23 protein-coding genes are annotated in these 25,700 nt (G+C 41.9%); all 23 read left to right on the forward strand.

What is annotated here, in order from left to right:
- Nucleotides 1–236 precede the first annotated feature (236 nt).
- The 23 genes from FCL54_RS21320 to sigG all read left to right on the forward strand — a co-directional run bounded on the left by FCL54_RS21320 (nt 237) and on the right by sigG (nt 25,689).
- Nucleotides 237–1,130, forward strand: a complete 894-nt coding sequence (locus tag FCL54_RS21320) for a 2-dehydropantoate 2-reductase (RefSeq protein ID WP_171016961.1) — start codon at nt 237–239, stop codon at nt 1,128–1,130.
- A gap of 36 nt (nt 1,131–1,166) precedes the next feature.
- A complete protein-coding gene (locus FCL54_RS21325; RefSeq protein WP_138129212.1) occupies nt 1,167–1,550 on the forward strand; it encodes a DUF3397 domain-containing protein in 384 nt (127 codons plus the stop codon).
- Nucleotides 1,551–1,675: 125 nt separating this feature from the next.
- On the forward strand, nt 1,676–3,298 hold the full coding sequence (bshC, locus tag FCL54_RS21330; protein WP_138129213.1) for a bacillithiol biosynthesis cysteine-adding enzyme BshC: 1,623 nt from the start codon (nt 1,676–1,678) through the stop codon (nt 3,296–3,298).
- Between the two features lie 139 nt (nt 3,299–3,437).
- Nucleotides 3,438–3,869 carry a division/cell wall cluster transcriptional repressor MraZ gene (gene mraZ / locus FCL54_RS21335; protein ID WP_138129214.1) on the forward strand — a complete coding sequence of 144 codons (432 nt, stop codon included), beginning with the start codon at nt 3,438–3,440 and terminating at the stop codon, nt 3,867–3,869.
- Nucleotides 3,870–3,918: 49 nt separating this feature from the next.
- On the forward strand, nt 3,919–4,851 hold the full coding sequence (gene rsmH, locus FCL54_RS21340; RefSeq protein WP_138129215.1) for a 16S rRNA (cytosine(1402)-N(4))-methyltransferase RsmH: 933 nt from the start codon (nt 3,919–3,921) through the stop codon (nt 4,849–4,851).
- A 42-nt stretch (nt 4,852–4,893) separates the two neighbouring features.
- Nucleotides 4,894–5,262 (forward strand): cell division protein FtsL, encoded by a 369-nt coding sequence (gene ftsL / locus FCL54_RS21345; RefSeq protein WP_138129216.1) that lies wholly within the window; start codon nt 4,894–4,896, stop codon nt 5,260–5,262.
- A gap of 29 nt (nt 5,263–5,291) precedes the next feature.
- Entirely contained in the window at nt 5,292–7,535 is a 2,244-nt protein-coding gene (locus tag FCL54_RS21350; RefSeq protein WP_138129217.1) for a penicillin-binding protein, read from the forward strand.
- A gap of 66 nt (nt 7,536–7,601) precedes the next feature.
- Entirely contained in the window at nt 7,602–9,521 is a 1,920-nt protein-coding gene (locus FCL54_RS21355) for a stage V sporulation protein D (RefSeq protein WP_138129218.1), read from the forward strand.
- Between the two features lie 165 nt (nt 9,522–9,686).
- Entirely contained in the window at nt 9,687–11,150 is a 1,464-nt protein-coding gene (locus tag FCL54_RS21360; protein ID WP_138129219.1) for a UDP-N-acetylmuramoyl-L-alanyl-D-glutamate--2,6-diaminopimelate ligase, read from the forward strand.
- A complete protein-coding gene (locus tag FCL54_RS21365) occupies nt 11,147–12,514 on the forward strand; it encodes a UDP-N-acetylmuramoyl-tripeptide--D-alanyl-D-alanine ligase (protein ID WP_138129220.1) in 1,368 nt (455 codons plus the stop codon). Before FCL54_RS21360 ends, FCL54_RS21365 begins: the two co-directional genes overlap by 4 nt.
- Before the next feature lie 18 nt (nt 12,515–12,532).
- A complete protein-coding gene (mraY, locus tag FCL54_RS21370; protein ID WP_138129221.1) occupies nt 12,533–13,507 on the forward strand; it encodes a phospho-N-acetylmuramoyl-pentapeptide-transferase in 975 nt (324 codons plus the stop codon).
- Between the two features lies 1 nt (nt 13,508).
- A complete protein-coding gene (gene murD, locus FCL54_RS21375) occupies nt 13,509–14,861 on the forward strand; it encodes a UDP-N-acetylmuramoyl-L-alanine--D-glutamate ligase (protein ID WP_138129222.1) in 1,353 nt (450 codons plus the stop codon).
- Nucleotides 14,862–14,964: 103 nt separating this feature from the next.
- The gene (spoVE, locus tag FCL54_RS21380; protein WP_138129223.1) at nt 14,965–16,065 is read left to right on the forward strand and encodes a stage V sporulation protein E; all 1,101 of its coding nucleotides are present in this window, start codon (nt 14,965–14,967) and stop codon (nt 16,063–16,065) included.
- Between the two features lie 159 nt (nt 16,066–16,224).
- On the forward strand, nt 16,225–17,136 hold the full coding sequence (gene murB / locus FCL54_RS21385; protein WP_138129224.1) for a UDP-N-acetylmuramate dehydrogenase: 912 nt from the start codon (nt 16,225–16,227) through the stop codon (nt 17,134–17,136).
- Between the two features lie 359 nt (nt 17,137–17,495).
- Nucleotides 17,496–18,278: a cell division protein FtsQ/DivIB gene (locus FCL54_RS21390; RefSeq protein ID WP_138129225.1), complete on the forward strand. Its 783-nt coding sequence runs from the start codon at nt 17,496–17,498 to the stop codon at nt 18,276–18,278.
- On the forward strand, nt 18,265–18,960 hold the full coding sequence (locus FCL54_RS21395; protein ID WP_138129226.1) for a DUF881 domain-containing protein: 696 nt from the start codon (nt 18,265–18,267) through the stop codon (nt 18,958–18,960). Before FCL54_RS21390 ends, FCL54_RS21395 begins: the two co-directional genes overlap by 14 nt.
- A 6-nt stretch (nt 18,961–18,966) precedes the next feature.
- Entirely contained in the window at nt 18,967–19,680 is a 714-nt protein-coding gene (locus FCL54_RS21400; protein WP_138129227.1) for a DUF881 domain-containing protein, read from the forward strand.
- A gap of 1 nt (nt 19,681) precedes the next feature.
- Complete coding sequence (locus FCL54_RS21405; RefSeq protein ID WP_138129228.1) at nt 19,682–20,044, forward strand: small basic family protein; 363 nt, start codon at nt 19,682–19,684, stop codon at nt 20,042–20,044.
- Nucleotides 20,045–20,332: 288 nt separating this feature from the next.
- Nucleotides 20,333–21,622 carry a cell division protein FtsA gene (gene ftsA / locus FCL54_RS21410; RefSeq protein ID WP_138129229.1) on the forward strand — a complete coding sequence of 430 codons (1,290 nt, stop codon included), beginning with the start codon at nt 20,333–20,335 and terminating at the stop codon, nt 21,620–21,622.
- Between the two features lie 36 nt (nt 21,623–21,658).
- Nucleotides 21,659–22,807: a cell division protein FtsZ gene (gene ftsZ, locus FCL54_RS21415; protein ID WP_138129230.1), complete on the forward strand. Its 1,149-nt coding sequence runs from the start codon at nt 21,659–21,661 to the stop codon at nt 22,805–22,807.
- A 317-nt stretch (nt 22,808–23,124) separates the two neighbouring features.
- Complete coding sequence (gene spoIIGA / locus FCL54_RS21420; RefSeq protein ID WP_138129231.1) at nt 23,125–24,045, forward strand: sigma-E processing peptidase SpoIIGA; 921 nt, start codon at nt 23,125–23,127, stop codon at nt 24,043–24,045.
- A gap of 47 nt (nt 24,046–24,092) precedes the next feature.
- Complete coding sequence (gene sigE, locus FCL54_RS21425) at nt 24,093–24,812, forward strand: RNA polymerase sporulation sigma factor SigE (protein ID WP_138129232.1); 720 nt, start codon at nt 24,093–24,095, stop codon at nt 24,810–24,812.
- A gap of 97 nt (nt 24,813–24,909) precedes the next feature.
- Complete coding sequence (gene sigG, locus FCL54_RS21430; RefSeq protein WP_138129233.1) at nt 24,910–25,689, forward strand: RNA polymerase sporulation sigma factor SigG; 780 nt, start codon at nt 24,910–24,912, stop codon at nt 25,687–25,689.
- The last annotated feature ends 11 nt before the right edge of the window (nt 25,690–25,700 follow it).

The raw sequence follows: 25,700 nt of genomic DNA on the forward strand, positions 1-25,700 counted from the left end.
GAAAAATCCGAACTGATTTAAATTCTGATTAAAGAATTTTGAATCAAAGTTCGGATTTTCCTTTGGCTAAAATACTTTTGTCCCAGCCTCTTTTTGCTTTTATAAAGGCAGGAAAGCTCCATATGCAAGCAGAACTCTTTAAAAGGAAAAAGGGCAAGGATGCTTTTCCGGAATTGATAACAAGACTATACTTAATGTAAGTGAATGAAACAGCGAAAGAGAAATGGGGATATAAAATGGATGTAGGTATAGTGGGCGGCGGAGCGATCGGTTTATTATTTGCCTCTTACTTAAAACGGGCAGGACATATGGTGACAATCTATACAAAAAGAGCAGAACAGGCCATGAAGCTAACGGGAGAAGGGCTTGTTTTTCACAGGGGCGGAAGCGTCGAGAAGTATCATGTAGAAGCTTTTCCGATAGAACAAATCAGGGAACATGAACTGTTAATAATTGCTGTAAAGCAATATCAATTAGAAGACCTTTCGCCTTATCTTAAAAGTGTGAAAAAACCGGAATCAACCCTTTTGTATCTCCAAAACGGAATGGGGCATGTAAAGGGGTTCAAAGAGAACGGTTGGCATGCGATTGTAGCCGGTGTAGTAGAACATGGTGCAAAAAGGATGTCAGATCATGAAATAGTGCAAACAGGGTTCGGGAAAACGAAAATAAGTCTTGTTACTGGTCAAAGCGACCTTCATCGTTGGACAGCAACTTTACATAACAAAGGATTTCCTATTGAGATCAAGGATAACTGGCATGAGATGCTTTCAAGAAAATTAGTAGTAAACTGTGCGATAAATCCATTAACAGCAATTTTTAAAGTTCCGAACGGAGAACTGCTCTACAATGACCACTTTCAAAATCTGATGAAAAAAATCGTAAAAGAAGCAACATTTCTCTTACATCTGGATGAAAGAGAAATGTGGGATGAAGTGGTGGCTGTTTGTAAATATACAGAACAAAACCGTTCATCGATGCTGACAGATATTGAGAATAATAGAAAAACCGAAATCGAAGCGATAAATGGTTTCCTTGTTGAAAAAGGAAATGAAAACAATATTCCGGTGCCATATAACGATTTTGTCTACAAGAGCGTTAGTGGAATGGAACAAGTTGGAAAGGCCTAAAACGGATGAAAGGCTTTGAGTAAGGGGGGAAAAGTGATGGAAGGTTTCTTTGCTTCGGTGATTGCTACTATCGTAACAATGCCGCTTGCAGCATGGCTGGTAGTCTATATGATCAGTTACCAGTTAACACGGCGTAAAAAGGCTTCGTTTCGTTTAGCGGTCGACTTGTCTACACTTCTGTTCATAGCAGCAGTTCATTTTATGATCTATGAAATCTGGGGGCGGTCGGTCCTCTGGTTAATTGTTCTGTTTATCCTGGGAGCAGGGGCCATTTTTACGATTGTTCACTACAAGTACCGGGAAGAAATCCATTTTACGAAAATAATAAAGGGAGCGTGGCGCTTTAATTTTATAGTGTTCATGCTGGGATACTTTATGCTTCTAATCATCGGGCTCGCGCAAAGAATCCTTGAAGTATAGGTTTAGAAAGCAGATTTTTTTGGGAGGGAAGGATAAGTTTGCTATACTTACAGAGGTACATAGAAGCACCTTATAATAAATTTATTTACGCTTAAAAGCGGTCTCTTCAGAAAGGAAGAAATATAATGGATAAATTGGAAATTTCCCTTCCGTCTTCCAATACGTTTACACAAACATATATTGAAAATCCAGATAAGTTATCCACTTTTTTCGATTATACATATCAACAAAGTGAGTTTCAGGAAAGAGTGAAGGAACTGAGAGAGCGAGAATTCCCAAGAGCAAAACTTGCCGAGCATTTGTTAGCATATAATCGAAAATTAAATGCTGGAAATCAAACCCTTGAAAATATAAATAAGTTAAAGAAGCCTGAAAGTGTTGTTGTTGTAGGAGGGCAGCAGGCCGGCCTGTTAACTGGACCGCTGTATACGATCCACAAGTGTATCTCGATAATCGTACTGGCAAAACAGCAGGAAAAAGAATTGGGTGTTCCGGTAGTGCCTGTTTTTTGGATTGCAGGAGAAGACCATGATTTTCAGGAAATAAACCATGTCTATGGTTATCGGGAAGGGACAGAGAAAAAAATAACGCTGGCCCAAAAACAAATGTTTAAAAATCCTGTTACTGAAATGGAAATGGATACTGGTGCGGTCGTGGAGTGGCTCGATGAAGTTTTCAGGCATTTCGGAGAAACGGCATACACGAACGGGCTTCTGGCAGATCTTTATAAGGAAGCAGAAACTGCCCGTACATTTGTTGATTTTTTTGCGTTGACCCTCCTCCGATTATTTAAGGACCAGGGATTAGTGGTCATGGACTCAGGTGACAGTGATCTCCGATCGATCGAAGCCGCATTTTTTGAACAGCTTATAAAAAGCAACGAAGAGCTCAACAGTGCGGTTGTTACTCAGAGTGAAAAACTGCAGGAAGAAGGATACTCTGTCTCGGTAGATGTTGATGATCGGCAGGCTAATCTTTTTTACCATCTTAACGGAGAACGAATTTTGCTTGAGCGAAATGGAGAAGGAGCATTCAAAGGTAAGCAAAATGAATGCATCCTATCACAAGAAGAGCTAATAAAAGCAGCAAACGATCGACCGGAACTTCTAAGTAATAATGTAGTGACAAGACCTTTGATGCAGGAATACCTGTTGCCGACCCTTGCTTTTATTGCCGGGCCCGGAGAAATTGCATATTGGGGTCTGTTGAAAAAAGCTTTTCATTTGTTCGGTTTCCGGATGCCTCCTGTTGTCCCACGATTGAACCTGACTATGATAGACCGTTTGACCGAGAAATGGATGGATGAAAGAGGCTATGATGTGGAGAGTTGTTTGAAAAACGGGCTATCAGAAGCCAGAAAGCGCTTTTTAGATCGGCAGAACAACTGGGACATTAATGGGAAAGCTGCTGATGTGAAAAGGGAGATACAGCTCAGCCATAAAAGATTAAGCGAACTTGCGACTGATATTGATGGAAATTTAGAGAAGGTGACGGAAAAAAACCTGGACTTGATTTTTAAGCAAATCGAGTATTTAAAAAGAAAGATGGAAAAAACCATCGAGGAAAAACATAGGCCTGAGCTTGAAAAATACGATCATGCCCACAACCTGTTGAATCCAGGGGGTTCCCTTCAAGAGAGAAAGTGGAATGTTTTCTACTTTATGAACCTTTATGGCCCGGATTTAATAAACCGGCTGACGGAGCTTGACTATCGGTTTAACGGTAACCATGATGTCGTATTTCTTTAAAAAAATATTAAATTCCATGAAAAAAATCCTGCTGAACAGCAGGATTTTTTTTTTGTTAAACGAATTCCTAAATTAAGTGGTGAAAAGTGGGGAGATGTGGTAACTTTAAGTTAGGAAGTGGGGAAGGAGGGGAAATGCCATGTTCATGGGGGAGTATCAGCACAACATTGATGAAAAAGGAAGAATGATTATCCCCGCTAAATTTAGAGATGAACTTGGTGAATCCTTTGTCCTCACCCGGGGACTGGACCAGTGTGTGTTCGGTTATCCGATGGAAGAATGGAAACAGTTAGAAGAAAAGATGAAAGCTCTCCCTTTTACTAAAAAAGACGCAAGGGCATTTACCCGCTTTTTCTTTTCAGGTGCAACAGAGTCCCAACTGGACAAGCAGGGCAGAGTCAATATCGTTCCCACATTAAGGAAGTATGCTGAACTTGATAAGGAATGTGTCGTGATCGGTGTATCGAACCGTATTGAAATCTGGAGCAAGTCGATCTGGGAAGAATATTTTGCACAATCAGAAGAATCTTTTGCAGACATCGCAGAAAGCATTATGGATTTTGACTTATAAAACCATACTAATAGAGCACGTAATATGAATAAAAGGACAAGGAGTAACTATGTTTGAACATGTAACAGTACTAAGAGAAGAAGCAGTTGAAGGCTTGAACATCAACCCTGACGGCGTCTATGTAGACTGTACTCTGGGAGGTGGTGGGCACAGCTCGCTAATATTGCAAAAACTTCAAAACGGGCATTTGTACGCGTTTGACCAGGATGATTGGGCCATCGAGAACGCAAAAGAAGCATTTAAACAATTTGAAGGCAAGGTTACGGTCATTAAATCTAATTTCAGATATTTAAAAGAAGAGCTGCAAAAGCGGGATGTTAACAGTGTAGACGGAATTTTGTTCGATCTCGGAGTATCTTCTCCCCAATTGGACGAAGCAGAGAGAGGATTCAGCTACCAGCATGATGCACCGCTGGATATGAGGATGGATCAGAAGGGTGAATTAAGCGCTTTTGAAGTCGTAAACAGTTGGGACTATAACCAGTTGGTGTCCATTTTCTTTAAATACGGTGAAGAGAAGTTTTCTAAACAAATCGCGCGGAAAATTGAGTCTTATCGAGAGAAGAAAGCTATTGAAACAACTTTTGAGCTTGTCGATATTATTAAAGAAGCGATTCCTGCTCCAGCCAGGAGAGCGGGCGGCCATCCTGCCAAAAGAACTTTTCAGGCAATCCGGATCGCTGTAAACGATGAACTTGGAGCGTTTGAAGAAGCACTGAAGGAAGGAATGGATTTGTTAAATCCAGGGGGGCGAATCAGTGTGATCACGTTCCACTCATTAGAAGACCGAATATGCAAAACGGTAATGAAGGAAGCATCAAAAGGACCTGACTTACCGCCAGGACTTCCAATAATACCGGATGAATACCAGCCAAAGATGAAGCTGATAACCAGAAAGCCGATATTGCCTGGAGAAAGAGAACAGGAAGAAAATAGAAGAGCACGTTCTGCAAAGCTTCGAATCGCAGAACGAAATAAATAAAACGTGCATATAACTTTAAACTTTTTGTGAGGGGGAAACAGGTTGAGTAATTTAGCGTATAAAATTCAGCAAAAACAAGTGCAGGAAAAAAAGCAAAAGGTACAACAACAACCGCAAACAGTCGTCGTTCCGCGTTCTAGGGTCACAAGAGGAGAAAAATTATTGTGGGTCGTATTAACTTGTTGTTTCTTAATGGCCTCGATTATGGTAGTTTCTAATTATGCTTCCATCTATAATACCAACACGGAAATACAAAAAATCGAAGCGAAGCAAAACCAATTCGCCAAAACGAACGAAGAACTTAGTTTCACAGTAAAGGAACTTAGCTCTCCGGATCGGATCATGCAGGTAGCTAAGGATAAGCTTGGCATGACTTTCAGCGATAAGAACGTACAGGTTGTTCGTAATTAAAGAAAGACAGTTTAGAGAGTGTGAATTTAATGAAAACAACAAAACATCCACATACCAATAGAGGAGCAGTGATCTTATCTTTACTATTTGTCCTGCTCTTTTTTATTTTTATCGCAAGGTTTTTTGTGATTGAGTCATCCCAGACTGTAAAAGGGGAAGAGGGGAAACCTGTTGACCTAAAGAACCTTGCAGAAGAAAAATGGACGAGAAACAGAACCATCGAAGCTGATAGGGGATCGATAGTTGATCGAACAGGCAAAAAGGTTCTGGCAGAAGATATTCCGGCCTATACAGTGATAGCAATACTGGACAAGAAATATCCTGATCATGTAAAGGACGTAGCGAAAACTGCCCAAAAGTTAGCGCCGATCCTGGATATGTCGGAAACCGACTTGAAGAGGATCTTAAGTTCAGAAGGCAGGTTTCAGGTAGAATTCGGTAACGTCGGGAGAAACCTCTCCCTTTCAGAAAAGGAAAAAATCGAAGAACTGGACTTGCCTGGAATCAATTTTATTGAAAGTAAAAAAAGGTATTACCCGAATGGGTTGTTTGCCTCCCACATAATCGGATTTACAAACGAAGATAAAGAAACAGGTAAGCAAAAAGGTGTTATGGGTCTGGAAAAGGATCTTAATAAGTATTTAACGGAACAGAATGGAACGGTCACTTACCAGGGGGATCGGAGAGGTTTTGAACTTCCGGATCCAGATAAAGTCATCGACCCGCCCAAAAAAGGATATGATGTTCAGCTAACGATTGACCAGAATATTCAACTTTATCTCGAGCAGGCGATGTCAGAAGCGAATAAGAAATACAGCCCTGAACGTATGATCGGAATTGTCGCAGATCCAAAAACAGGAAGAATACTTGCCATGAGTAACCGCCCTTCGTTTGATCCTAATAAGCGAAATGTGGAAAATTTTACAAACTATGCGATTTCATCTTCCTACGAACCGGGTTCTACAATGAAAATATTCACCCTTGCTGCAGCAATAGAGGAAGGGGTTTACAACGGGAATGAAAAATATCAATCCGGTACCTATAAATACCAGGATGGAGTAAGGCCGATTAAAGACCATAACGGTGGAGCAGGATGGGGGAAAATCACGTTTGACGAAGGAGTGCAAAAATCCTCTAACGTAGCTTTTTCCATTCTGGCAAAAGAAAAGCTTGGTTTTGACCGTTTCAAACAGTACCTTCACAAGTTTGGATTGGATGAAAAGACAGGGATCGACCTGCCGGGAGAAGCTAACAGCCGGATTAGATTTCAATGGGAATCAGAAAAAATCACCACTGCATTCGGTCAGGGAACAGCAATTACACCGATACAACAGATACAGGCAGCTACAGCGATCGCAAACGGCGGTAAAATGATGCGCCCCTATGTGGTTGAAAAAATCGTGAACCCTAATTCAAAAAAAATCGAGCAGAATCATGAACCAAAACAGGCAGGAACACCGATCTCTAAAGAGACAGCAGCACATACATTGGATATTCTTGAAACAGTCGTAACAGAAGGAACTGGTACGCCCTACCAAATACCGGGCTACGATATTGCAGGGAAAACAGGTACGGCACAAATATCCGATAGCGGCGGCTACATGAGCGGTTGGGGGAAAAACATTTTTTCTTTCCTTGGTTTTGCACCTAAAGATAACCCCAAGCTGATCGTTTATGTTGCGGTCGACCGCCCGAATGTTGAATTTCCTGAAGCCGGGAGCGCCCCGGTGTCCCAGGTTTTTAAAAGTGTTATGAAAAACAGTTTGCAATATCTTAATATTGAGCCCCAGGAGGAGAAAACTCCTGAAAATAAGGAAAAGAAAGAGGTCGGCGTTGAGCTTAAAGATTTTACTGGTGAAGATAGTAAACAAGCTGAAAAAACGTTAAAGGATAAAGGTTTTGAAGTTGTTGTATTGGGGAATGGCTCTACGGTAAAAGGACAGGCCCCTTATGCTGGATCCTCAGTCCTTTCGGGTGAAAGGATAGTTCTAAAGACAGATGGAGAGGCAAAAATGCCAGATCTTACATCCTGGTCGCTTGCAGATGTGTTAAAAGTGGTTGATGTCATGGACCTCAAGCCGAATGTGATGGGGGAAGGTTTTGTAACCAAACAGGGCATAGACCCTGGAGCAACAGTAAAAGAGGAAGACTATTTAGTCGTCCAATTGAATCCTCCGAATAACAGTGAGAGTGAACAGGGCGGGGGACAGGATGAAGAAAATGAAGAGTCTGGAAGCGAAGGGGCAGATGATGAAATAACTGTAACCGATTAGCGGTGTTCTATTGTCTTTCGTACAAGCATATAGTGAAACGAGCATTGAATAGGGAGGGTATGTCCCGTGCGCGTTTCTAACGTAACAGTACGAAGACGGCTTGTTTTAACACTTGTTATCGGATTGCTTATTTTTGCAGTTATTGTTGTCAGGTTAGGCTATGTACAGCTTTATATGGGTGACTGGCTAAGTGGGAAAGCAAAAGATTCCTGGAGCAGAAATATTCCGTTTGAGGCAAAAAGAGGAGATATTCTGGACCGAAACGGTGTCGCGCTTGCAACAACAATAAGTGCTCCTTCAGTTCTGGTTGTACCAAGACAAATAAAAAACCCTGCTGAAGATGCAGAAAAGCTTGCCGCTGTATTGAATATGTCTAAAGAAAATGTTTATCGTATGATTACTTCAAAAGAATCAAGTGTCTGGATCAAGCCGGAAGGAAAAAAGATGACGAACGAAAAGGCAAATGAGGTTCGCAAACTGGAAATCGCCGGGGTCTACATAGCAGAAGACAACAAACGGCACTATCCATTCGGCAGTTATTTATCCCATGTCCTCGGTTTTAGCGGGATTGACAATCAGGGTTTAACCGGTCTTGAGCTTTACTACGATAAACAGCTCAGCGGTGAAAAAGGACAGGTTGAATATTACGCAGATGCCAAAGGAAAGCGAATGCCGTCCCTTGCAGATGATTACACACCCCCTGAGGATGGACTTGACCTGAAGCTGACGATCGATTCCAAAGTCCAAACGATAATAGAACGGGAGCTCGATATCGCAGAAGCAACGTATAATCCTGATGGAGCAGTAGCGGTTGCGATGGATCCAAACACAGGTGAAGTGCTCGGAATGGCAAGCAGGCCGGATTTTAATCCCGAAAATTTTAAAGATGTAGCCCCTGATGTTTGGAACCAGAACAAGCCGGTTTGGAGCACTTACGAACCGGGTTCGACATTTAAAATTATAACCCTTGCCGCAGCGATCGAGGAAAATAAGGTAAACCTTGAAACCGACCATTTTCATGATCCAGGATACATCGAGGTTGCGGGTCATAAATTGCGCTGCTGGAAAAAAGGCGGGCACGGCAGCCAGTCGTTTCTGGAAGGAGTTCAAAACTCCTGCAACCCGGGATTTGTTATGCTGGGGGAACGACTTGGAAAAGAGAAGCTGTTCTCTTATATCAAAGATTTTGGTTTTGGGAAGAAAACAGGCATCGACCTGAACGGTGAAGCTACAGGAATTTTATTCGATCTTAAAAAGGTCGGTCCTCTAGAACTGGCTACAACCGCTTTTGGCCAGGGGGTTTCTGTCACCCCGATCCAACAGGTAACAGCAGTATCGGCAGCAATAAACGGGGGGTACCTTTACGAACCATATATTGCAAAAGAATGGGTGGATCCGGAGACAAAGCAAATTGTGAGTAAGAACACTCCAAAGCTAAAAAAACAAGTCATATCGAAGGAAACATCTGAGAAGGTTCGATACGCCCTGGAAAGTGTGGTTGCACAGGGAACCGGAAAGAACGCATTTGTTGATGGCTACCGTGTCGGCGGTAAGACAGGTACGGCGCAGAAAGCCAAAAACGGCGCTTACCTGAAAAACAACCATATCGTTTCCTTTATCGGTTTTGCTCCGGCTGATGACCCGCAGATCGTCGTTTATGTAGCGATAGACAATCCGAAAGGAACGCTTCAATTCGGGGGGATAGTAGCTGCACCTATCGTTGGTAACATTATTCATGACAGTCTCCAATCGATGGGCGTTGAGAGGCGTAAAGATCAAATTGAAAAAGAAAAGACCTGGTTGGATGAAGAAGTGATTCAAGTTCCTGATCTTGTAGGCCGTTCTAAAAAAGAAATAAGAGAATCTCTTTACAACCTTAAGATCGATGCTGCGGGTGAGGGAGATTACGTGGTGGAACAACAGCCCGAACCTGGAATTAAAGTGAAGGCTGGGTCGACGATCAGGCTTTATTTAGGTGACAAATAAGTACAGTAAGCTTAAAATATACTTGTGTGCTAACTTGCAGCCAGGGCGGAAGCTCTTGGCTTCTTTTACTGAAAGGCACATTTGTTTGGAACAATGTGCTAAAGCAAGCGTGAATTAGAATGATTTGTAATAAAGCGAGAAATAAGTTGAGAGAGGATTAAAGACATGAAATTAACTGAAGTACTTGATGGACTTCTACTCTACAAAAAAGTCGGGCAAGGAAATCCTGACATCATCCACGTGGAGATGGATTCACGAAAAGTGGTAGAGGGAAGCCTGTTTGTTTGCATGGAAGGGTACACTGTCGATGGACATGATTTTGCCCCGCAGGCGGTCGGAAAGGGAGCTGCAGCGGTCATATCAGAAAGAGATATGGATTTGCCTGTTCCTGTCATCATAGTCAAGGACACGCACCGTGCATTAGCGGAAATCGCAGGGGTTTTTTATGACAATCCGACGAAAGCTTTCCGTTTAATAGGTGTGACCGGGACGAACGGTAAAACAACGGTTACACATCTGATTGAAAAAGTATTTAAAGATCAACTGCTGCTGACCGGGTTGATCGGAACAATCAATATGAAAATTGGTGATGAAGTGTTTGAAACGAAGAACACGACACCAGAATCCTTGCTGCTCCAGCAACAGTTTGCAAAAATGCGTGATGCGAAAGTGGATACTGCTGTAATGGAAGTTTCTTCTCACGCATTATCACTCGGGCGGACAAGAGGCTGTGATTTTGATGTGGCGGTATTTACAAATTTAACACAGGACCATCTAGATTATCATCAGACGATGGACGACTACCGGCATGCAAAAGAGCTTCTTTTTTCCCAATTAGGTAATACATATGATAGAAACAGAAGAAAAGTGGCCGTTTTAAATATAGATGATCCTGCTTCCAAACATTATGAAAAAGCAACTGCGGCACACGTTCTTACCTATGGTATCGAGGGAGATGCGGACCTTAAAGCTGAAAATATTACATTTACGGCAGATGGGACAAGGTTCGATCTTGTTACACCAGATAAAAAAGTTCCGGTGAACCTCCAGCTTGTTGGTAAGTTTAGTGTCTATAATGCACTTGCGGCAGTAGGAGCTTGCATGGTTTCCGGGATTGCCCTTGATGATATTTTAGCAAGCCTGAAGAAGGTAGAAGGGGTCCCGGGAAGATTTGAGCTTGTAAACGAAGGACAGGACTTCCCTGTCATTGTCGATTATGCTCATACACCAGACAGTCTTGAAAACGTCTTGAAAACGATAAAGGAATTTGCAGATGGGGAGATTTATTCGATTACAGGCTGTGGAGGAGACCGGGACAGAACAAAACGTCCTTTGATGGCTAACATCGCGACAAAGTACTCCGATTATGCGATCTTCACTTCTGACAATCCGCGAAGCGAAGATCCTTCACAAATTTTAGAAGATATGGAAGCGGGGGCCAAAGGACCGTACACCAAGATCGAAGAACGCCGTGAAGCGATTCGATATGCGGTAAATCAGGCGCAAAGCGGTGATGTCATCTTAATTGCCGGAAAAGGACATGAAACCTATCAAATCATTGGAAGCAACGTGTACGATTTTGATGACCGCCAGGTGGCGCGTGAGGCGATTAGGGAGAGATTAAAGTGAAAATAAAAGCCGATCTAATAAAAAGAGTAAGTTTGAAGATAACAGGAAAGCCTGCTGAAAAGAAACTTGCATTTGCAGCTGTCGTTACTGATTCGAGAAAAGAGATGGACCAAAGCCTGTTTATTCCTATCATTGGAGAACGGTTTGACGGCCATCAATTCATTGAACAGGCAGTTGAAAATGGAGCCGCGGGTTCTTTGTGGCAAAAGGACAAACCGATCCCAGCAAGTGTGAAGTACAAAATTCCTTTTTTCCTTGTAGAAGATACAACGGAGGCACTACAGGATCTTTCAGTAGAATATTTAAAAGAAGTTTCTCCTAAGGTGATAGGCGTAACTGGAAGCAACGGTAAAACAACTGTCAAAGACATGTTAGAAGCTGTTCTTTCGAATACTTTTGAAACATTCAAGACCCAGGGGAACTTCAATAACCACTGGGGGATGCCGTTGACGATTTTGAGCATGCCGAAAACAACCGAAGTATTGATCTTAGAAATGGGAATGAGCGGACTCGGTGAAATCTCGTTTTTATCTAAACTCGCAACGCCAGACCTTGCGATCATCACAAATATCGGAGAGTCACATCTTGAGCAGCTAAAAACAAGGGAGAATATCGCGAAAGCCAAAATGGAGATTATCGATGGTTTAAAAGAAAACGGAACGGTTATCGTTGACGGCGATGAACCGTTGCTTATGCCTTTATTGGAGAGTGGCGCTTTAGGCTGCGGTTACAGTAACACCTGTGACTACCGAATTACCGATGTAAAGTCAGGAAACGAGGGAAGCTCCTTTGTTATTGAACCTGCTAACGAAGAGTATGCGCTGCCTCTTCTTGGCAAACATAATGTTAAAAACAGCGTCTACAGCATCGTTGCGGCCAAAAGGCTTGGGGTTACTAATGCAAATATCAAACAGGGATTGTCGTCCCTGAAGTTAACGAATATGAGATTGGAAAGGTTTGAGGGAATTAACGGTTCTCTACTGATCAATGACGCTTATAACGCAAGCCCCACCTCTATGAAGGCGGCACTAGAGACACTTTCAAGTCTGGAGGGCTATAGCAAAAAAATTGCTGTATTAGGAGATATGTATGAACTTGGAGAAAATGAAGTCATCTTACACAGGAATATAGCAGATGCGGTTTCCCCTTCGATAACAAAGGTTATCACCGTAGGAGAAAAAGGAAAATGGATTGCGGATGGATTGAATGAAAAAAGCAAGCAGGATGTCCCTGTGCTGTCCTTTATCGATAAAAACAAAGCGGCAGAAGCGTTAAAATCCGAGCTTGGCAACGATACAGCCGTTCTGTTTAAAGCTTCCAGAGGATTGGAGCTCGAAACGATCATCAAGCAAGTAACAAACTAATGAAAAGGAGGCAGGACATTGCTTGAACGCGTATTAATCTTCACACTTTTAACATCATTTATAATAGCTGTACTCGTATCACCTATATTTATTCCTTTTTTACGACGGCTAAAGTTTGGCCAGAGTATACGGGAAGAAGGCCCGAAGTCCCATCAGAAAAAATCCGGTACACCAACGATGGGCGGCATTATTATTTTACTTTCATTATTGCTGGGTACGTTGATCATTGCGCTTAAGTTCGCAAATTTAACCCCAAATATATACCTGCTGTTTTTAGTAACGATAGGCTATGGTTTAATAGGATTCCTGGATGATTTTATTAAAGTGGTAATGAAACGAAACCTTGGATTGACTTCTAAGCAAAAGCTTCTTGGCCAGATAGTGATTGCTGTAATCTTCTTTTACAGCCTTCAAAAGCTTGGATTTGACACTTCCCTATCCATCCCGGGCACATCGCTCGATTTTGAACTTGGTTGGGGCTATATTATTCTAATTTTTATCATGCTGGTTGGTACTTCCAATGCTGTAAACCTTACAGATGGACTTGACGGACTCGTAGCCGGAACAGCCGCGATTGCTTTTGGTGCTTTTGCTGTACTGGCGTGGAACACATATCAGTTCGATGTAGCGATTTTTTCAGTCAGTGTAGTTGGGGCAGTTCTTGGTTTTCTTGTATTTAACGCACATCCTGCAAAAGTATTTATGGGTGACACCGGGTCTCTTGCACTAGGCGGGGCGCTCGCTGCAATTGCGATTTTAACGAAAATGGAAATCATTTTGATTATAATAGGCGGAGTATTCGTTATAGAAACCCTTTCTGTCATTATTCAAGTAATCTCGTTTAAGACAACAGGGAAACGGGTATTTAAAATGAGCCCTCTTCATCACCATTATGAACTATCAGGTTGGACAGAATGGCGAGTAGTCGTAACATTCTGGACCGTCGGCCTGCTGTTTGCAGCGCTGGGAATTTACTTAGAGGTGTGGATGTAACATGAGGAATAAAGAAACATTTGCTAATAAACAGGTGTTGGTCTTAGGTATCGCCAGAAGCGGATTTGCAGCTTCCCATTTGCTACGGGATATGGGGGCGCATGTCACGGTCAATGATCAAACACCGCTTGAAGAGAACGAAAGGGCAAAACAGCTTGTTAAGGAAGGGTTCAAGGTTGTTTGTGGAGACCACCCGCTGGATTTAGTTCATGAAAAGTTAGATATGGTTGTGAAGAATCCCGGTATTCCATATTCAAACCCGATCATTCAAAAGGCGATTGAACGTTCGATTCCTGTCGTAACAGAAGTAGAGATAGCAGGAATGATTTCTGAAGCAAGGTTTGTTGCTATTACCGGATCGAACGGTAAAACGACGACGACCACTCTTATAGGTGAGATGCTTAAAACAACAGATAAGCACCCGATAGTTGCCGGAAACATCGGAACTGCAGTGACTGAAGTGGCAGCGGAAGCTACTTCTTCGAATACACTCGTCACAGAGCTATCAAGCTTTCAATTACAGGGGACAAGAACGTTTAAACCTTTTATCTCTGTGTTGCTGAATATATATGATGCGCACCTTGATTACCACGGCACGAAAGAAAACTATGCAAACGCAAAGGCTAAGATCTTTCGCAATCAAACAAAAGAAGACTTTGCCGTAGTGAACGCAGATGACAAGCTCGTGATGAAACTTGCTGAAAAAACAGAGGCTACAATTGTGCCTTTTTCTACGGTTAATGTAGTGGAAGAGGGAGCGTACATTGAAAACGATATAGTTAAATTTCGGGGGGAACCGATAATCCACACGAGTGAAATTGTATTGCCAGGCAGCCACCACAGGGAAAATATCCTTGCTGCTGTATCGGTTTGTAAGTTGCTTGAGGTACATAACGAACACATAACAAGTGTTCTAAAGACGTTTACCGGTGTTAAGCACCGATTGCAGTTTGTTTCAGAAGTAAACGGGCGCAATTTTTATAATGATTCAAAAGCGACCAATTCACTTGCTACCCAGAAGGCGGTTGCTTCTTTTGAAGCGCCGGTGATCCTTCTTGCTGGAGGGCTGGACAGGGGAAACGACTTTGATGATTTAATCCCGGTGATGCAAGGAAGGGTTAAAGCGGTTGTAGCTTTCGGACAAACTGCTCAAAAAATAAAAAACACAGCTGAAAAAGCCGGCATTAATTCTATCGAACTTGTCGATAATGTGGAAGAAGCCGTCCCGGCAGCCTATCGATTATCAGAATCTGGAGATGTTGTATTGCTATCGCCCGCTTGTGCAAGCTGGGATCAATATAAAACATTTGAACAAAGAGGGGACATCTTTATCGATAGTGTGCATAAACTTTAATAGAGGTTGTTCATGCTCGTTCACGTTTCAATCCTCAGGTGATTCGCCTGAACGCGAATTTTAATGGGACGTGTAAATTCGAGATAATCGAGGTGTTTCCACATTGCCAAAATCAAAGTCTACTCCTGACCTGGTTTTAATAGCCGCAACGTTAGGACTGTTAGCAGTGGGTTTAATTATGGTTTACAGTGCAAGTGCTGTATGGGCCACCTACAAATTCGATGATGCTTTCTTTTTTGCAAAGCGTCAGATGCTTTTTGCAGGACTTGGTGTCGCAGCGATGTTCGTGGTGATGAACATCGAATACTGGACATGGCGTACCTGGTCAAAGGTAATATTATTGATCTGTTTTTTGCTGTTGATCATTGTGTTGATCCCTGGAGTTGGGCTGGTTCGCGGAGGGGCAAGAAGCTGGCTTGGAATAGGCGCTTTTTCCATTCAGCCTTCTGAGTTTATGAAAATGGCTATGATCGCGTTTCTCGCAAAATTTTTATCGGAAAACCAGAAAAAGATCACATCGTTTAAGCAGGGGCTCTTTCCCTCGCTGGCAATCGTGTTTTTGGCATTCGGAATGATCATGCTTCAACCGGACCTGGGAACCGGCGCCGTGATGGTCGGAACCTGTGTGGTTATGATTTATGTTGCTGGAGCTCGACTTTCTCACTTTGTCGGACTTGGCCTGTTGGGGGTGGCAGGATTCGCTGGACTGATTCTCTCCGCTCCCTACCGGATTAAAAGGATCACATCTTTCCTTGATCCGTGGAGCGACCCGTTAGGAAGCGGGTTCCAGATAATCCAATCATTGTATGCGATCGGTCCCGGTGGATTGATGGGACTTGGTTTGGGGCAAAGCAGGCAAAAGTTTTATTACTTGCCTGAACCACAGACAGATTTTATTTTTGCAATCATCTCTGAAGAACTTGGCTTCATAGGTGGGACTTTTGTAATCCTGTTATTTGCCTTGCTTCTATGGAGGGGAATCCGAATTGCGCTTGCAGCCCCGGACCTTTTTGGAAGTTTGCTTGCGATCGGTATCATCGGAATGCTTGCAATACAAGTCATCATCAATATAGGCGTTGTTACTGGACTGATGCCGGTAACAGGTATCACGCTTCCTTTATTGAGTTACGGCGGCTCATCGCTCACTCTGATGCTGGTTTCTATCGGCGTCTTGTTGAATATCAGCCGTTATGCACGGTATTAAATCATATAGCAAGACCAACCCTGTAAAGAGCCTTTAAAACGGCTTATCGCAGGGTTTATTTATTCTCTGATAGTATGACCGGGATGCTTTTGACCGAATTAAGATTAGTATCATAAAATAATAGGAAAGAGAACGTGCCAGAGTCGTAAGGAGGAAACGATGGATAAACTGAGTTTACTTCAAGACAAGATGGAACAGGAAGGTCTTGGAAGAATCAGAAGGAACGAACCTATGGCCAAACATACGACGATAAGAATCGGCGGTCCAGCAGAACTGCTTATTGAACCTAAAGATACCGGATCGCTAAAAAAGGTAATAGAGCTGGTGAATGAGTCGGGGATTAAATGGCGAGCGATAGGAAGGGGATCTAATCTTTTAGTAAAAGATACAGGAATCGATGGAATTGTCATTAAGCTGAGTAAAGGAATGGACCATATGGTGCTGAATGGCAATGAACTTCGGGTAGGAGGTGGCTATTCTTTAATCAAGCTAGTCACCTTGATAAGCAAGAAAGGACTGTCAGGTTTTGAATTTGCGGGAGGTATCCCGGGGTCAGTTGGAGGCGCAGTTTTTATGAATGCAGGAGCACACGGCTCTGACATCGCAACTATCTTGAAAAAGGCACTGATTCTATTTGAAGACGGTACTTTAAAATGGCTTACAAATAAAGAGATGGTTTTTTCTTACCGAACATCGATTTTGCAAAAAAAGCCCGGTATAGTAGTTGAAGCTGTTTTCCAACTAAAAGAAGGCGATAGGGATAAAATTGTAGGAGAGATGCAAAAGTACAAAGAGTATCGTTCAGAAACACAGCCTTGGACAGAACCATGCTGTGGCAGCGTGTTCCGCAACCCGTTGCCTGAACATGCTGGCCATTTAATCGAAAGATCCGGTTTGAAAGGTTATCGAGTCGGAGGAGCAAAGATCTCTGAAAAGCATGCTAATTTTATAGTGAATGTTGAAAATGCAAGTGCTAAAGATGTGATCACCATTATCGACTTTGTCAAAGAAACGATCAAGAATAAATATGGAGTTGACATGCATACAGAAGTCGAGATCGTAGAAAGCTGAAAAGGATAGCGTGCATTGGGGATATTGTGCCAGCTCAAACTCTTATTATTTTTCTATTGTTTTGCGTCGTTTGGACATCATGTTGCCAACCAGTTTAAAAATCACTTTTTATCAAAACTGACTGGATTTTTCTTCTAGAAATTATGCTATAATGAAGATGGAGAAGCTATAGAAAAAAGAAGTATCAAATTATCTGATAGCTTAATGGAATAACGGCATGAAACAATGCCGTTTTCGTATTTACTCTGACCTTGTATGTAGTGAACCCTCACACATCAATAATCATAAGTGCTGTAAAACCGCTTGTTATAGAAAGTGCAGGCATGCGGCATAGTTTTAATACGACGGGGGCAAAAGTAATGAATGATCGCAAGGTTGTAACAATAGAAGATCGAATTCCCAAATTAAAAGAACAGAGAAAACAGCGAACGAATAGAAGGTTGATTTTCTATTTATCCATTTTTTTTGTGTTGATACTTTTGGTCATCTATTTTCAATCTTCACTCAGCAATGTCAAAACGATTACCGTTGAAGGAAATAATTTTGTCTCTGACAAACAGATCATAAAGTGGAGTTCGATATCATCAGAAGATAGTTATTGGAATGTAAATGAAAGCCAGGCGGCTGATAGAATAGAAGAATCAAAGAAAATAGCGTCAGCAGCTGTAAATAAAAAATGGCCCAATAGGGTAGCGATAAAAGTGGAAGAGTTTGATCGGGTTGCTTATTTAAAAAAAGGGACCAAATTTTTCCCTATCATCCAGAACGGAGATATTTTAGATGCACTTTCCTCATCGGAGGTGCCTGTAAACGCCCCGCTCCTTGTAGATTGGGACGAAAGCGTCCAGTTACAGGAAATGGCCGCGGAGCTGCGAAAGGTGCCCCAGGGAATCATCAACAGAATATCCGAAATCCATTTTACACCGGATAAAGACCATCCATTGAAATTAACGTTATACATGACTGATGGATATGAAGTCGATTCTTCGATACGGAACTTTTCAAAAAAGATAAGTGTTTATCCAGCTATCGTAGAAAAACTTGATAAAAACAAAAAAGGAGTTATCCATTTAAACGAAAGTTCCTATTTTACTGAATACGGAACAAGGGGAGAGGAACAGAAAGAAGATGAAGAAGGATAGGCACGTCATCCTTTCTTTCATTTTGCTTATCACAGGTTTCATGATCGCCTTTTCTTATCAATTCACACTCGAATCGATGCCGGAACAAAAATCAGAGACAAAATGGGAGAAGGAAAATTTACTTAGAGACAAATTGATCAATGAGCAAAAAGAAAACAGAAAGCTGCAAAAGCAATTGCAAAAAGTACAAGAAAAAGTAAGTACGGTTGAAAAAGAGCTTTCTAAAGATGAGCAAATCACATATAACCTTGTGGAAGATCTGGACAGGCTGCGGATGGTTGTCGGCGATGTTCCTGTAGAAGGGCCGGGAGTAAAGGTAACGCTTTCTGATGCTTCTTATGTCCCGGAAGACGATAATCCAAATAATTACATTGTCCACGAGCAGGATATCCGGAGAGTTATGTTTGAATTGCTCATTACCGGAGCGGAAGCTATTTCAATCAATGGACAAAGAGTTTTCCATGATTCATATATTTTGTGCATCGGGCCGGTGGTTGAGGTGGATGGGAACCAGCATTTTGCGCCTTTTGAAATATCTGCGATCGGTGATCCGGAGATGCTGGATTCTGCATTGAACCTTGCCGGGAATACGAAAGACCAGCTTATAACTGCCGGAATAGATGTGAAAATCGAAAAACAGGATAAAATTGTTATGAAGCCTTATTTGAGCCGGGAAGGGTGATGAAAAGTGATTACAAGAAGAAAACTTGTTTTTACAATGGTCGCTTTCCTTGTCGGTTTTATGATAGCGATACAGTTTCAAACAACCAGGAAACCAGCTGCACGGGACACGAGGGATATTTGGGAGCTCAGAGAAGATATCGAGAAAGAGAAAATAACCCAGCAGGAATTGCTTTATGAGATTCAAAGCTACGAATCCCTGTTGAACGAATATGTCAGCAAACAGGACAAAGAGCGGATGAAAACAATGCAGCTCGAGCTTAAATCTTTAAAGAAAGAAGCAGGATTAACCAAAGTGAGCGGTCAAGGAATCGTGATGACAATCGAACCATTATTTAGTGAAGCTCTGCTTGGAGAACCGATAGGATACGTTACTGATGATTTACTCATGAGACTTTTGAATGAGATCAATCTTTACGATGCAGAGGCGATAAGCATAGCAGACCAGCGTATCGTAACCAACACTGCTGTCAGAGAAGTAAACGGCAAGACGTATATTAATAACCGGCCGTTGCCTCCCCTTCCGGTCGAAATTAATATTATATCTGATGATCCTGAAAAAATGCATGCAAAGATGGCTGCTTCACAGGCGATGGATGATTTCGCTAAAGAAAACCTTGGCCTTACATTGGATCCGGAAATAAAAGATAAACTTACTTTACCAGCTTACGAGCAGCATATTCCGGTAAAGTTTATGAAGAAAGCGGGAGAGGATTCATAGTATGTGGTTACCTTTAGTCGGATTGCTTATTGGAATTCTTTTGGGGCTTTTAACCGAATTACGGGTTCCGGAAGAGTATACGAATTATCTCTCGATCGCGGTTCTTGCTGCACTTGATACATTGTTTGGGGGACTCCGCGCCCATTTGCAGGATACTTTCGAACAGGCTGTATTTGTTTCAGGTTTTTTCTTTAACATTCTTCTTGCGGCAGGGTTGGCTTTTCTAGGCGTACATCTTGGTGTAGACTTGTATTTAGCAGCTATTTTTGCGTTTGGAGTTAGACTTTTTAACAACATTGCGGTAATCAGAAGATTAATGCTGCAAAAATGGATGACAAAAAAGAAAAGTAAAGAAAATCTTTGAAAAAAAGAGGGAAATGCTTTTGAATGTGGAATAGAGTCCTTATGTCGAAAAATCAGACTTTTTAAAAATTTGCACCTTCCATAGGAATCGGATGAGGGTTAAAACCTATTTGCAATCTTTATTAAGGGACTTAATATAAAAAACTTTTGGACAACGCAATTTTTTGCTTTCTTTTTTACTTTTCAAATAGTTTAATAGAGTGTAGGAAGTAAATGTAAAACGTTGTCTGCATTTAGGAAGTATTTTCGAAATAAACAAAAATGAATGAATTGAAGGAGGTGCCAGGGAATGAACAGCAATGAAATTTACGTAAGTCTAGACATCGGTACATCCAATGTAAAAGTAATCATTGGCGAAATGGCGAATGGTTCTTTGAATATTCTGGGTGTCGGCAGTGCGCCGTCCGAGGGAATAAAAAAGGGATCAATTGTTGATATAGATGAAACTGTTCGTTCGATTAAAAAGGCAGTAGAGAACGCGGAAAGAATGGTAGGTATAACGATACGGTCAGTAATTGTGGGGGTTAACGGCAACCATGTACAGCTTCAGCCCTGTCATGGGGTAGTAGCTGTTTCCAACGAAGATCGTGAAATTGGCGACCTTGATGTGGCTCGGGTAATTGATGCTGCTCAGGTATTGTCGATTCCACCGGAGAGAGAAATCATCGATGTAATACCAGGGCAATTTATCGTCGATGGATTGGACGGAATCACTGATCCGCGCGGAATGATCGGTGTGAGGCTTGAAATGGAAGGAACAATCATTACAGGGTCTAAAACAATCTTACATAATCTATTGCGCTGTGTTGAAAAAGCAGGACTGGAGATAGCGGATATTTGCTTACAGCCTCTTGCAAGCGGCTCAATTGCTCTTTCTAAGGATGAAAAAAATCTCGGTGTTGCCCTTGTAGATATTGGCGCAGGTTCAATGACGATCTCTATATTTGAAGAGGGAGCGCTTCAGGCTACATCTGTTCTTCCTATCGGGGGAGACCATTTAACCAAGGATATCTCTATCGGCTTTCGAACCACAACTGAAGAAGCTGAGCAAGTTAAGATCAAACATGGACATGCGTTCATCGATCTTGCGTCTGAAGAAGAAACATTTTCAGTGTCTACAATCGGCAGCTCTTCAGATCAGGAATTCAATCAGTTCGAATTAGCTCATATTATAGAACCAAGACTGGAAGAAATGTTAGAATTGATGACAGAAGAACTTCAGCGGCTTGGAGTGAGGGATCTTCCGGGCGGCTTTGTCCTTACTGGCGGAGTCGCGGGCATGGACGGTGTCCTTGAGCTTGCCAGAGACGTTCTAAGCCAGAGTGTTAGGGTTGCTATACCTGATTACATCGGTGTTAGGGAACCTCAGTATACCACGGGTGTTGGGCTGATTCAGTTTACTTACAAAAATGTGAAGGTCCAGGGGAAAGAAGTGGCTGCAGCTGTTTATGAGGATGAATTTGAGGAATCCAGGCCTAAACGCAAGCAAAAAACAGCAGCTGAACAGGATGATAGAAGAGAAAAATCTACTGGCATGAAACAAAAAGTTAAAAGCTTTTTTAATCTCTTCGTAGAGTAAAAACCGAGGGAATTATTAGATTAGGAGGACCAAAAGATGTTAGAGTTTGATATGAATATGGAGCAATTGGCACAAATAAAAGTCATTGGTGTCGGCGGTGGCGGCAGCAATGCTGTAAACAGGATGATTGAACAGGGCGTTCAGGGCGTAGAGTTTATCGCAGTTAACACCGATGCCCAGGCGCTTAACCTTGCAAAAGCGGAAACAAAAATGCAGATCGGCGGAAAGTTAACCAGAGGACTTGGTGCAGGGGCGAATCCTGAAATCGGTAAAAAAGCAGCGGAAGAGAGTAAAGAGCAAATTGAGGAGGCACTCGAGGGTGCCGATATGGTGTTTGTCACTGCCGGAATGGGCGGCGGAACAGGAACTGGTGCCGCACCTGTCATCGCAGAAATCGCTAAAGAACTTGGCGCCCTAACTGTTGGCGTTGTAACGAAGCCATTTACTTTTGAAGGAAGAAAACGTTCGACACAAGCAATCGGCGGTATCGCAACGTTGAAAGAAAAAGTGGACACGCTTATCGTTATCCCGAATGACAGATTGCTAGAAATGGTTGATAAGAATACACCGATGCTAGAAGCTTTCAGGGAAGCGGACAATGTATTGCGCCAGGGTGTCCAGGGGATCTCCGATTTAATTGCAGTTCCTGGTCTAATCAACCTTGACTTTGCGGATGTTAAAACAATTATGACGGAAAAAGGGTCTGCATTAATGGGAATCGGAATTGCAACTGGGGAAAATCGTGCTTCTGAAGCGGCTAAGAAGGCCATTTCAAGCCCGCTGTTAGAAACGTCGATCGACGGTGCAAGAGGGGTTCTTATGAATATCACAGGTGGATCTAACCTTAGCCTCTATGAAGTAAACGAAGCTGCAGATATCGTTTCCTCTGCTTCCGACGAGAACGTAAACATGATTTTTGGTTCCGTGATCAATGAGGAATTGAAAGATGAAATTTTAGTAACGGTAATTGCTACAGGATTTGACGAAAACGAGAATAAAAAGAAAGCTGCACCGCGTCCTTCGATGCAAAGCAAGCAGCAATCACAGCAAGCGCCTTCCCAGCAACAACGTGAAGAAGCTCCTGCTGAACCTTCTTCAAAGTTCGGTTCCGGTGTGCAGGAGTCAAATGAAACACTTGATATTCCAACATTCTTAAGAAACCGCAACAGAAAACGTCGTCGTTAAAAGATAAAGCCAGTCTGCCACAAAAGGGCAGGCTGGTTTTTTTGTATTGTTTTAACTTATACCTTGTTCAAGAACACTGACATAGAAGAAAGAGGTAAATACCCAATAAAATATATTGTATGTTTCCTTTATCTCTAGTCGATTTCAGGAAAACTTTTAACCCTCATATTAATTTCACTTACCGTAGAGAAAAACCATGACAAAATTAGTGGTAATCAATCAAAATAACAGCTATCGAAACGGCATAAACTGACACCTTTTAAATAGAATCTAATATATACTAATTTACACAAATCTCTCTTGAAAGGAGAAAACAAGTGACAGTTTACCTGGATGTCATTTGGTTTCTTAATTTCTGTTTTGATTTCCTTTTACTACTGCTAACCGGTTTATTGCTTAAACGCAGAATGAAGAAACGTAGAATCATGCTGGGAGCTTTCATTGCCTCGCTTTATGTATTGTTCTTGTTCATCCCTACATTATCGATCTTAACTTTGCCTGCATCAAAGCTCGTTTATTCATTAGCTATTGCATGGTCAGCTTTCGGTTATTATCGTTTTCGCTACTTTATTCAGAACTGGCTGATGTTTTACCTTGTAACCTTTTTAGTTGGCGGAGGATTAATGGGAACCCATTATTTTCTACAATCTGATTTTGAAATTATCCAGGGAGTAGCTGTCACCCATTCAACCGGGTTCGGCGATCCGGTAAGCTGGGTGTTCGTTATTTTGGGGTTTCCAATTATCTGGTATTTTTCCAAACAGCGCCTGGACCACCTGGAAGCAAGAAAAATTCACTATGATCAAATTGCCAATGTCAAAATCAACGTTGATGGAATCACTTTGGAAGCTGCTGGTTTAATAGACAGCGGCAATCAGCTTCATGATCCTATTTCACGGCTTCCTGTAATGATACTTGATGTTTCGAAATTTGCTTCGGCGCTTCCGGCTGAAATAGTAGAAATGGCTCAAGACTATACGAAGTTAGGTGAGAATGAGGGTACACAACCATGGGAAGAAAGGATTCGCCTTATTCCATATCGGGCAGTCGGACAAGACAATCAGTTCATGCTTGCATTAAAGCCAGATCTTGTGACGATCGAACATTCAGATGAAACGATCAATGTGAAGAAAGTGCTGATTGGATTAAGTTACCGAACTTTGTCAGGAGAAGATGAATATGACTGTATTTTGCACCCGAAAATGATGGTATCTGCTTCAAATCAAACGGCATCTTAAAAGTGGAATACTGCACATTATAGCCAAATTCATAAGGAGGAATAAATGTGGGAAAGTTTAAGGTCAGACTAAGGCTAATCTGGTATAAACTCCTGATGAAACTCGGAATAAAAGCGGACGAAATCTATTACATAGGAGGAAGCGAGGCGCTGCCTCCCCCGTTGACGAAGGATGAAGAAGCACTTTTATTAGAGCGGCTTCCAAAGGGTGATAAGGCTGCTCGGTCGATGTTGATCGAAAGAAACCTGCGGCTTGTAGTTTATATTGCTAGAAAATTTGAAAATACAGGAATTAACATTGAAGATTTAATCAGCATAGGGACGATCGGATTAATCAAAGCGGTGAACACATTCAATCCAGAGAAAAAAATTAAGCTCGCAACTTATGCATCCCGTTGTATTGAAAACGAAATTTTAATGTACCTGCGACGTAACAACAAAATTAGATCTGAAGTTTCATTCGATGAACCACTCAATGTTGACTGGGATGGGAATGAGCTATTGCTTTCAGATGTTCTTGGTACAGAAGAAGATATCATTACGAAGAGGATTGAAGCAAGAGTAGACAGAAAGCTTCTTGTTAAAGCATTAGAATCATTAAACCAGAGAGAAAAACAAATTATGGAGCTCAGGTTCGGTTTAAGCGGTGATGAAGAGAAAACCCAAAAAGATGTCGCTGATTTATTGGGTATTTCCCAATCTTATATTTCACGGCTCGAAAAGCGCATTATTAAAAGGCTTCGAAAGGAATTTAATAAAATGGTTTAACGAGATACTTGATATTTCCCTAAAATGTTTTATGCATAAATTTCCCTTCCGAGGAGATACTTTACTTTGACAGCATCTCCGGCAAGGAGGGAAAGAATTGACACGAAATAAAGTTGAAATTTGTGGAGTCGATACCTCAAAACTCCCGGTACTAACCAACCAGGAAATGAGAATTTTGTTTCGAAAAATGCAGAGTGGAGATATAACTGCACGTGAGGAATTAGTCAATGGAAACTTACGCTTAGTTTTAAGTGTCATTCAACGCTTTAACAACCGTGGAGAGTATGTCGATGACTTATTTCAGGTTGGCTGTATCGGTTTGATGAAATCGATCGACAACTTTGATCTTGGTCAAAATGTTAAATTTTCTACTTACGCTGTACCAATGATCATCGGAGAAATCAGGCGCTATCTTCGTGACAACAATCCGATTCGCGTATCAAGATCACTCAGGGATATCGCTTATAAGGCCTTGCAGGTCCGTGATAATCTTATGAGTAAAAATTCTAAGGAACCTACTGCTGTTGAAATCGCAAAAGAATTGGATGTTACCAAGGAAGAAGTAGTGTTTGCGCTTGATGCCATCCAGGATCCCGTTTCGCTTTTTGAACCAATATACAATGATGGAGGGGACCCCATTTATGTAATGGATCAAATCAGTGATGATAAGCAAAAGGATTTTCAGTGGCTGGAAGACATTGCGTTAAAGGAAGCAATGACAAGACTTAACAACAGGGAAAACATGATATTACAAATGCGGTTTTTTCAAGGAAAAACACAAATGGAGGTTGCCGAAGAAATCGGAATTTCCCAGGCTCAAGTGTCAAGACTTGAAAAGGCTGCAATCCAACAAATGAATAAACATATACAAAGTTGAAAAGGCCGCTG

This window comes from Exobacillus caeni, assembly GCF_005747095.1.
GTDB lineage: Bacteria > Bacillota > Bacilli > Bacillales > Guptibacillaceae > Exobacillus > Exobacillus caeni.

Excerpts from the sequence above, each read along its gene's own strand:
- FCL54_RS21405 (WP_138129228.1), top strand. The coding sequence starts at position 19,682 with ATGTGGTTACCTTTAGTCGGATTGCTTATTGGAATTCTTTTGGGGCTT.
- FCL54_RS21325 (WP_138129212.1), top strand. The coding sequence starts at position 1,167 with ATGGAAGGTTTCTTTGCTTCGGTGATTGCTACTATCGTAACAATGCCG.
- mraZ (WP_138129214.1), top strand. The coding sequence starts at position 3,438 with ATGTTCATGGGGGAGTATCAGCACAACATTGATGAAAAAGGAAGAATG.
- bshC (WP_138129213.1), top strand. The coding sequence starts at position 1,676 with ATGGATAAATTGGAAATTTCCCTTCCGTCTTCCAATACGTTTACACAA.
- FCL54_RS21395 (WP_138129226.1), top strand. The coding sequence starts at position 18,265 with ATGAAGAAGGATAGGCACGTCATCCTTTCTTTCATTTTGCTTATCACA.
- FCL54_RS21390 (WP_138129225.1), top strand. The coding sequence starts at position 17,496 with ATGAATGATCGCAAGGTTGTAACAATAGAAGATCGAATTCCCAAATTA.
- FCL54_RS21350 (WP_138129217.1), top strand. The coding sequence starts at position 5,292 with ATGAAAACAACAAAACATCCACATACCAATAGAGGAGCAGTGATCTTA.
- FCL54_RS21360 (WP_138129219.1), top strand. The coding sequence starts at position 9,687 with ATGAAATTAACTGAAGTACTTGATGGACTTCTACTCTACAAAAAAGTC.
- ftsZ (WP_138129230.1), top strand. The coding sequence starts at position 21,659 with ATGTTAGAGTTTGATATGAATATGGAGCAATTGGCACAAATAAAAGTC.
- murD (WP_138129222.1), top strand. The coding sequence starts at position 13,509 with ATGAGGAATAAAGAAACATTTGCTAATAAACAGGTGTTGGTCTTAGGT.
- ftsA (WP_138129229.1), top strand. The coding sequence starts at position 20,333 with ATGAACAGCAATGAAATTTACGTAAGTCTAGACATCGGTACATCCAAT.
- rsmH (WP_138129215.1), top strand. The coding sequence starts at position 3,919 with ATGTTTGAACATGTAACAGTACTAAGAGAAGAAGCAGTTGAAGGCTTG.
- murB (WP_138129224.1), top strand. The coding sequence starts at position 16,225 with ATGGATAAACTGAGTTTACTTCAAGACAAGATGGAACAGGAAGGTCTT.
- FCL54_RS21320 (WP_171016961.1), top strand. The coding sequence starts at position 237 with ATGGATGTAGGTATAGTGGGCGGCGGAGCGATCGGTTTATTATTTGCC.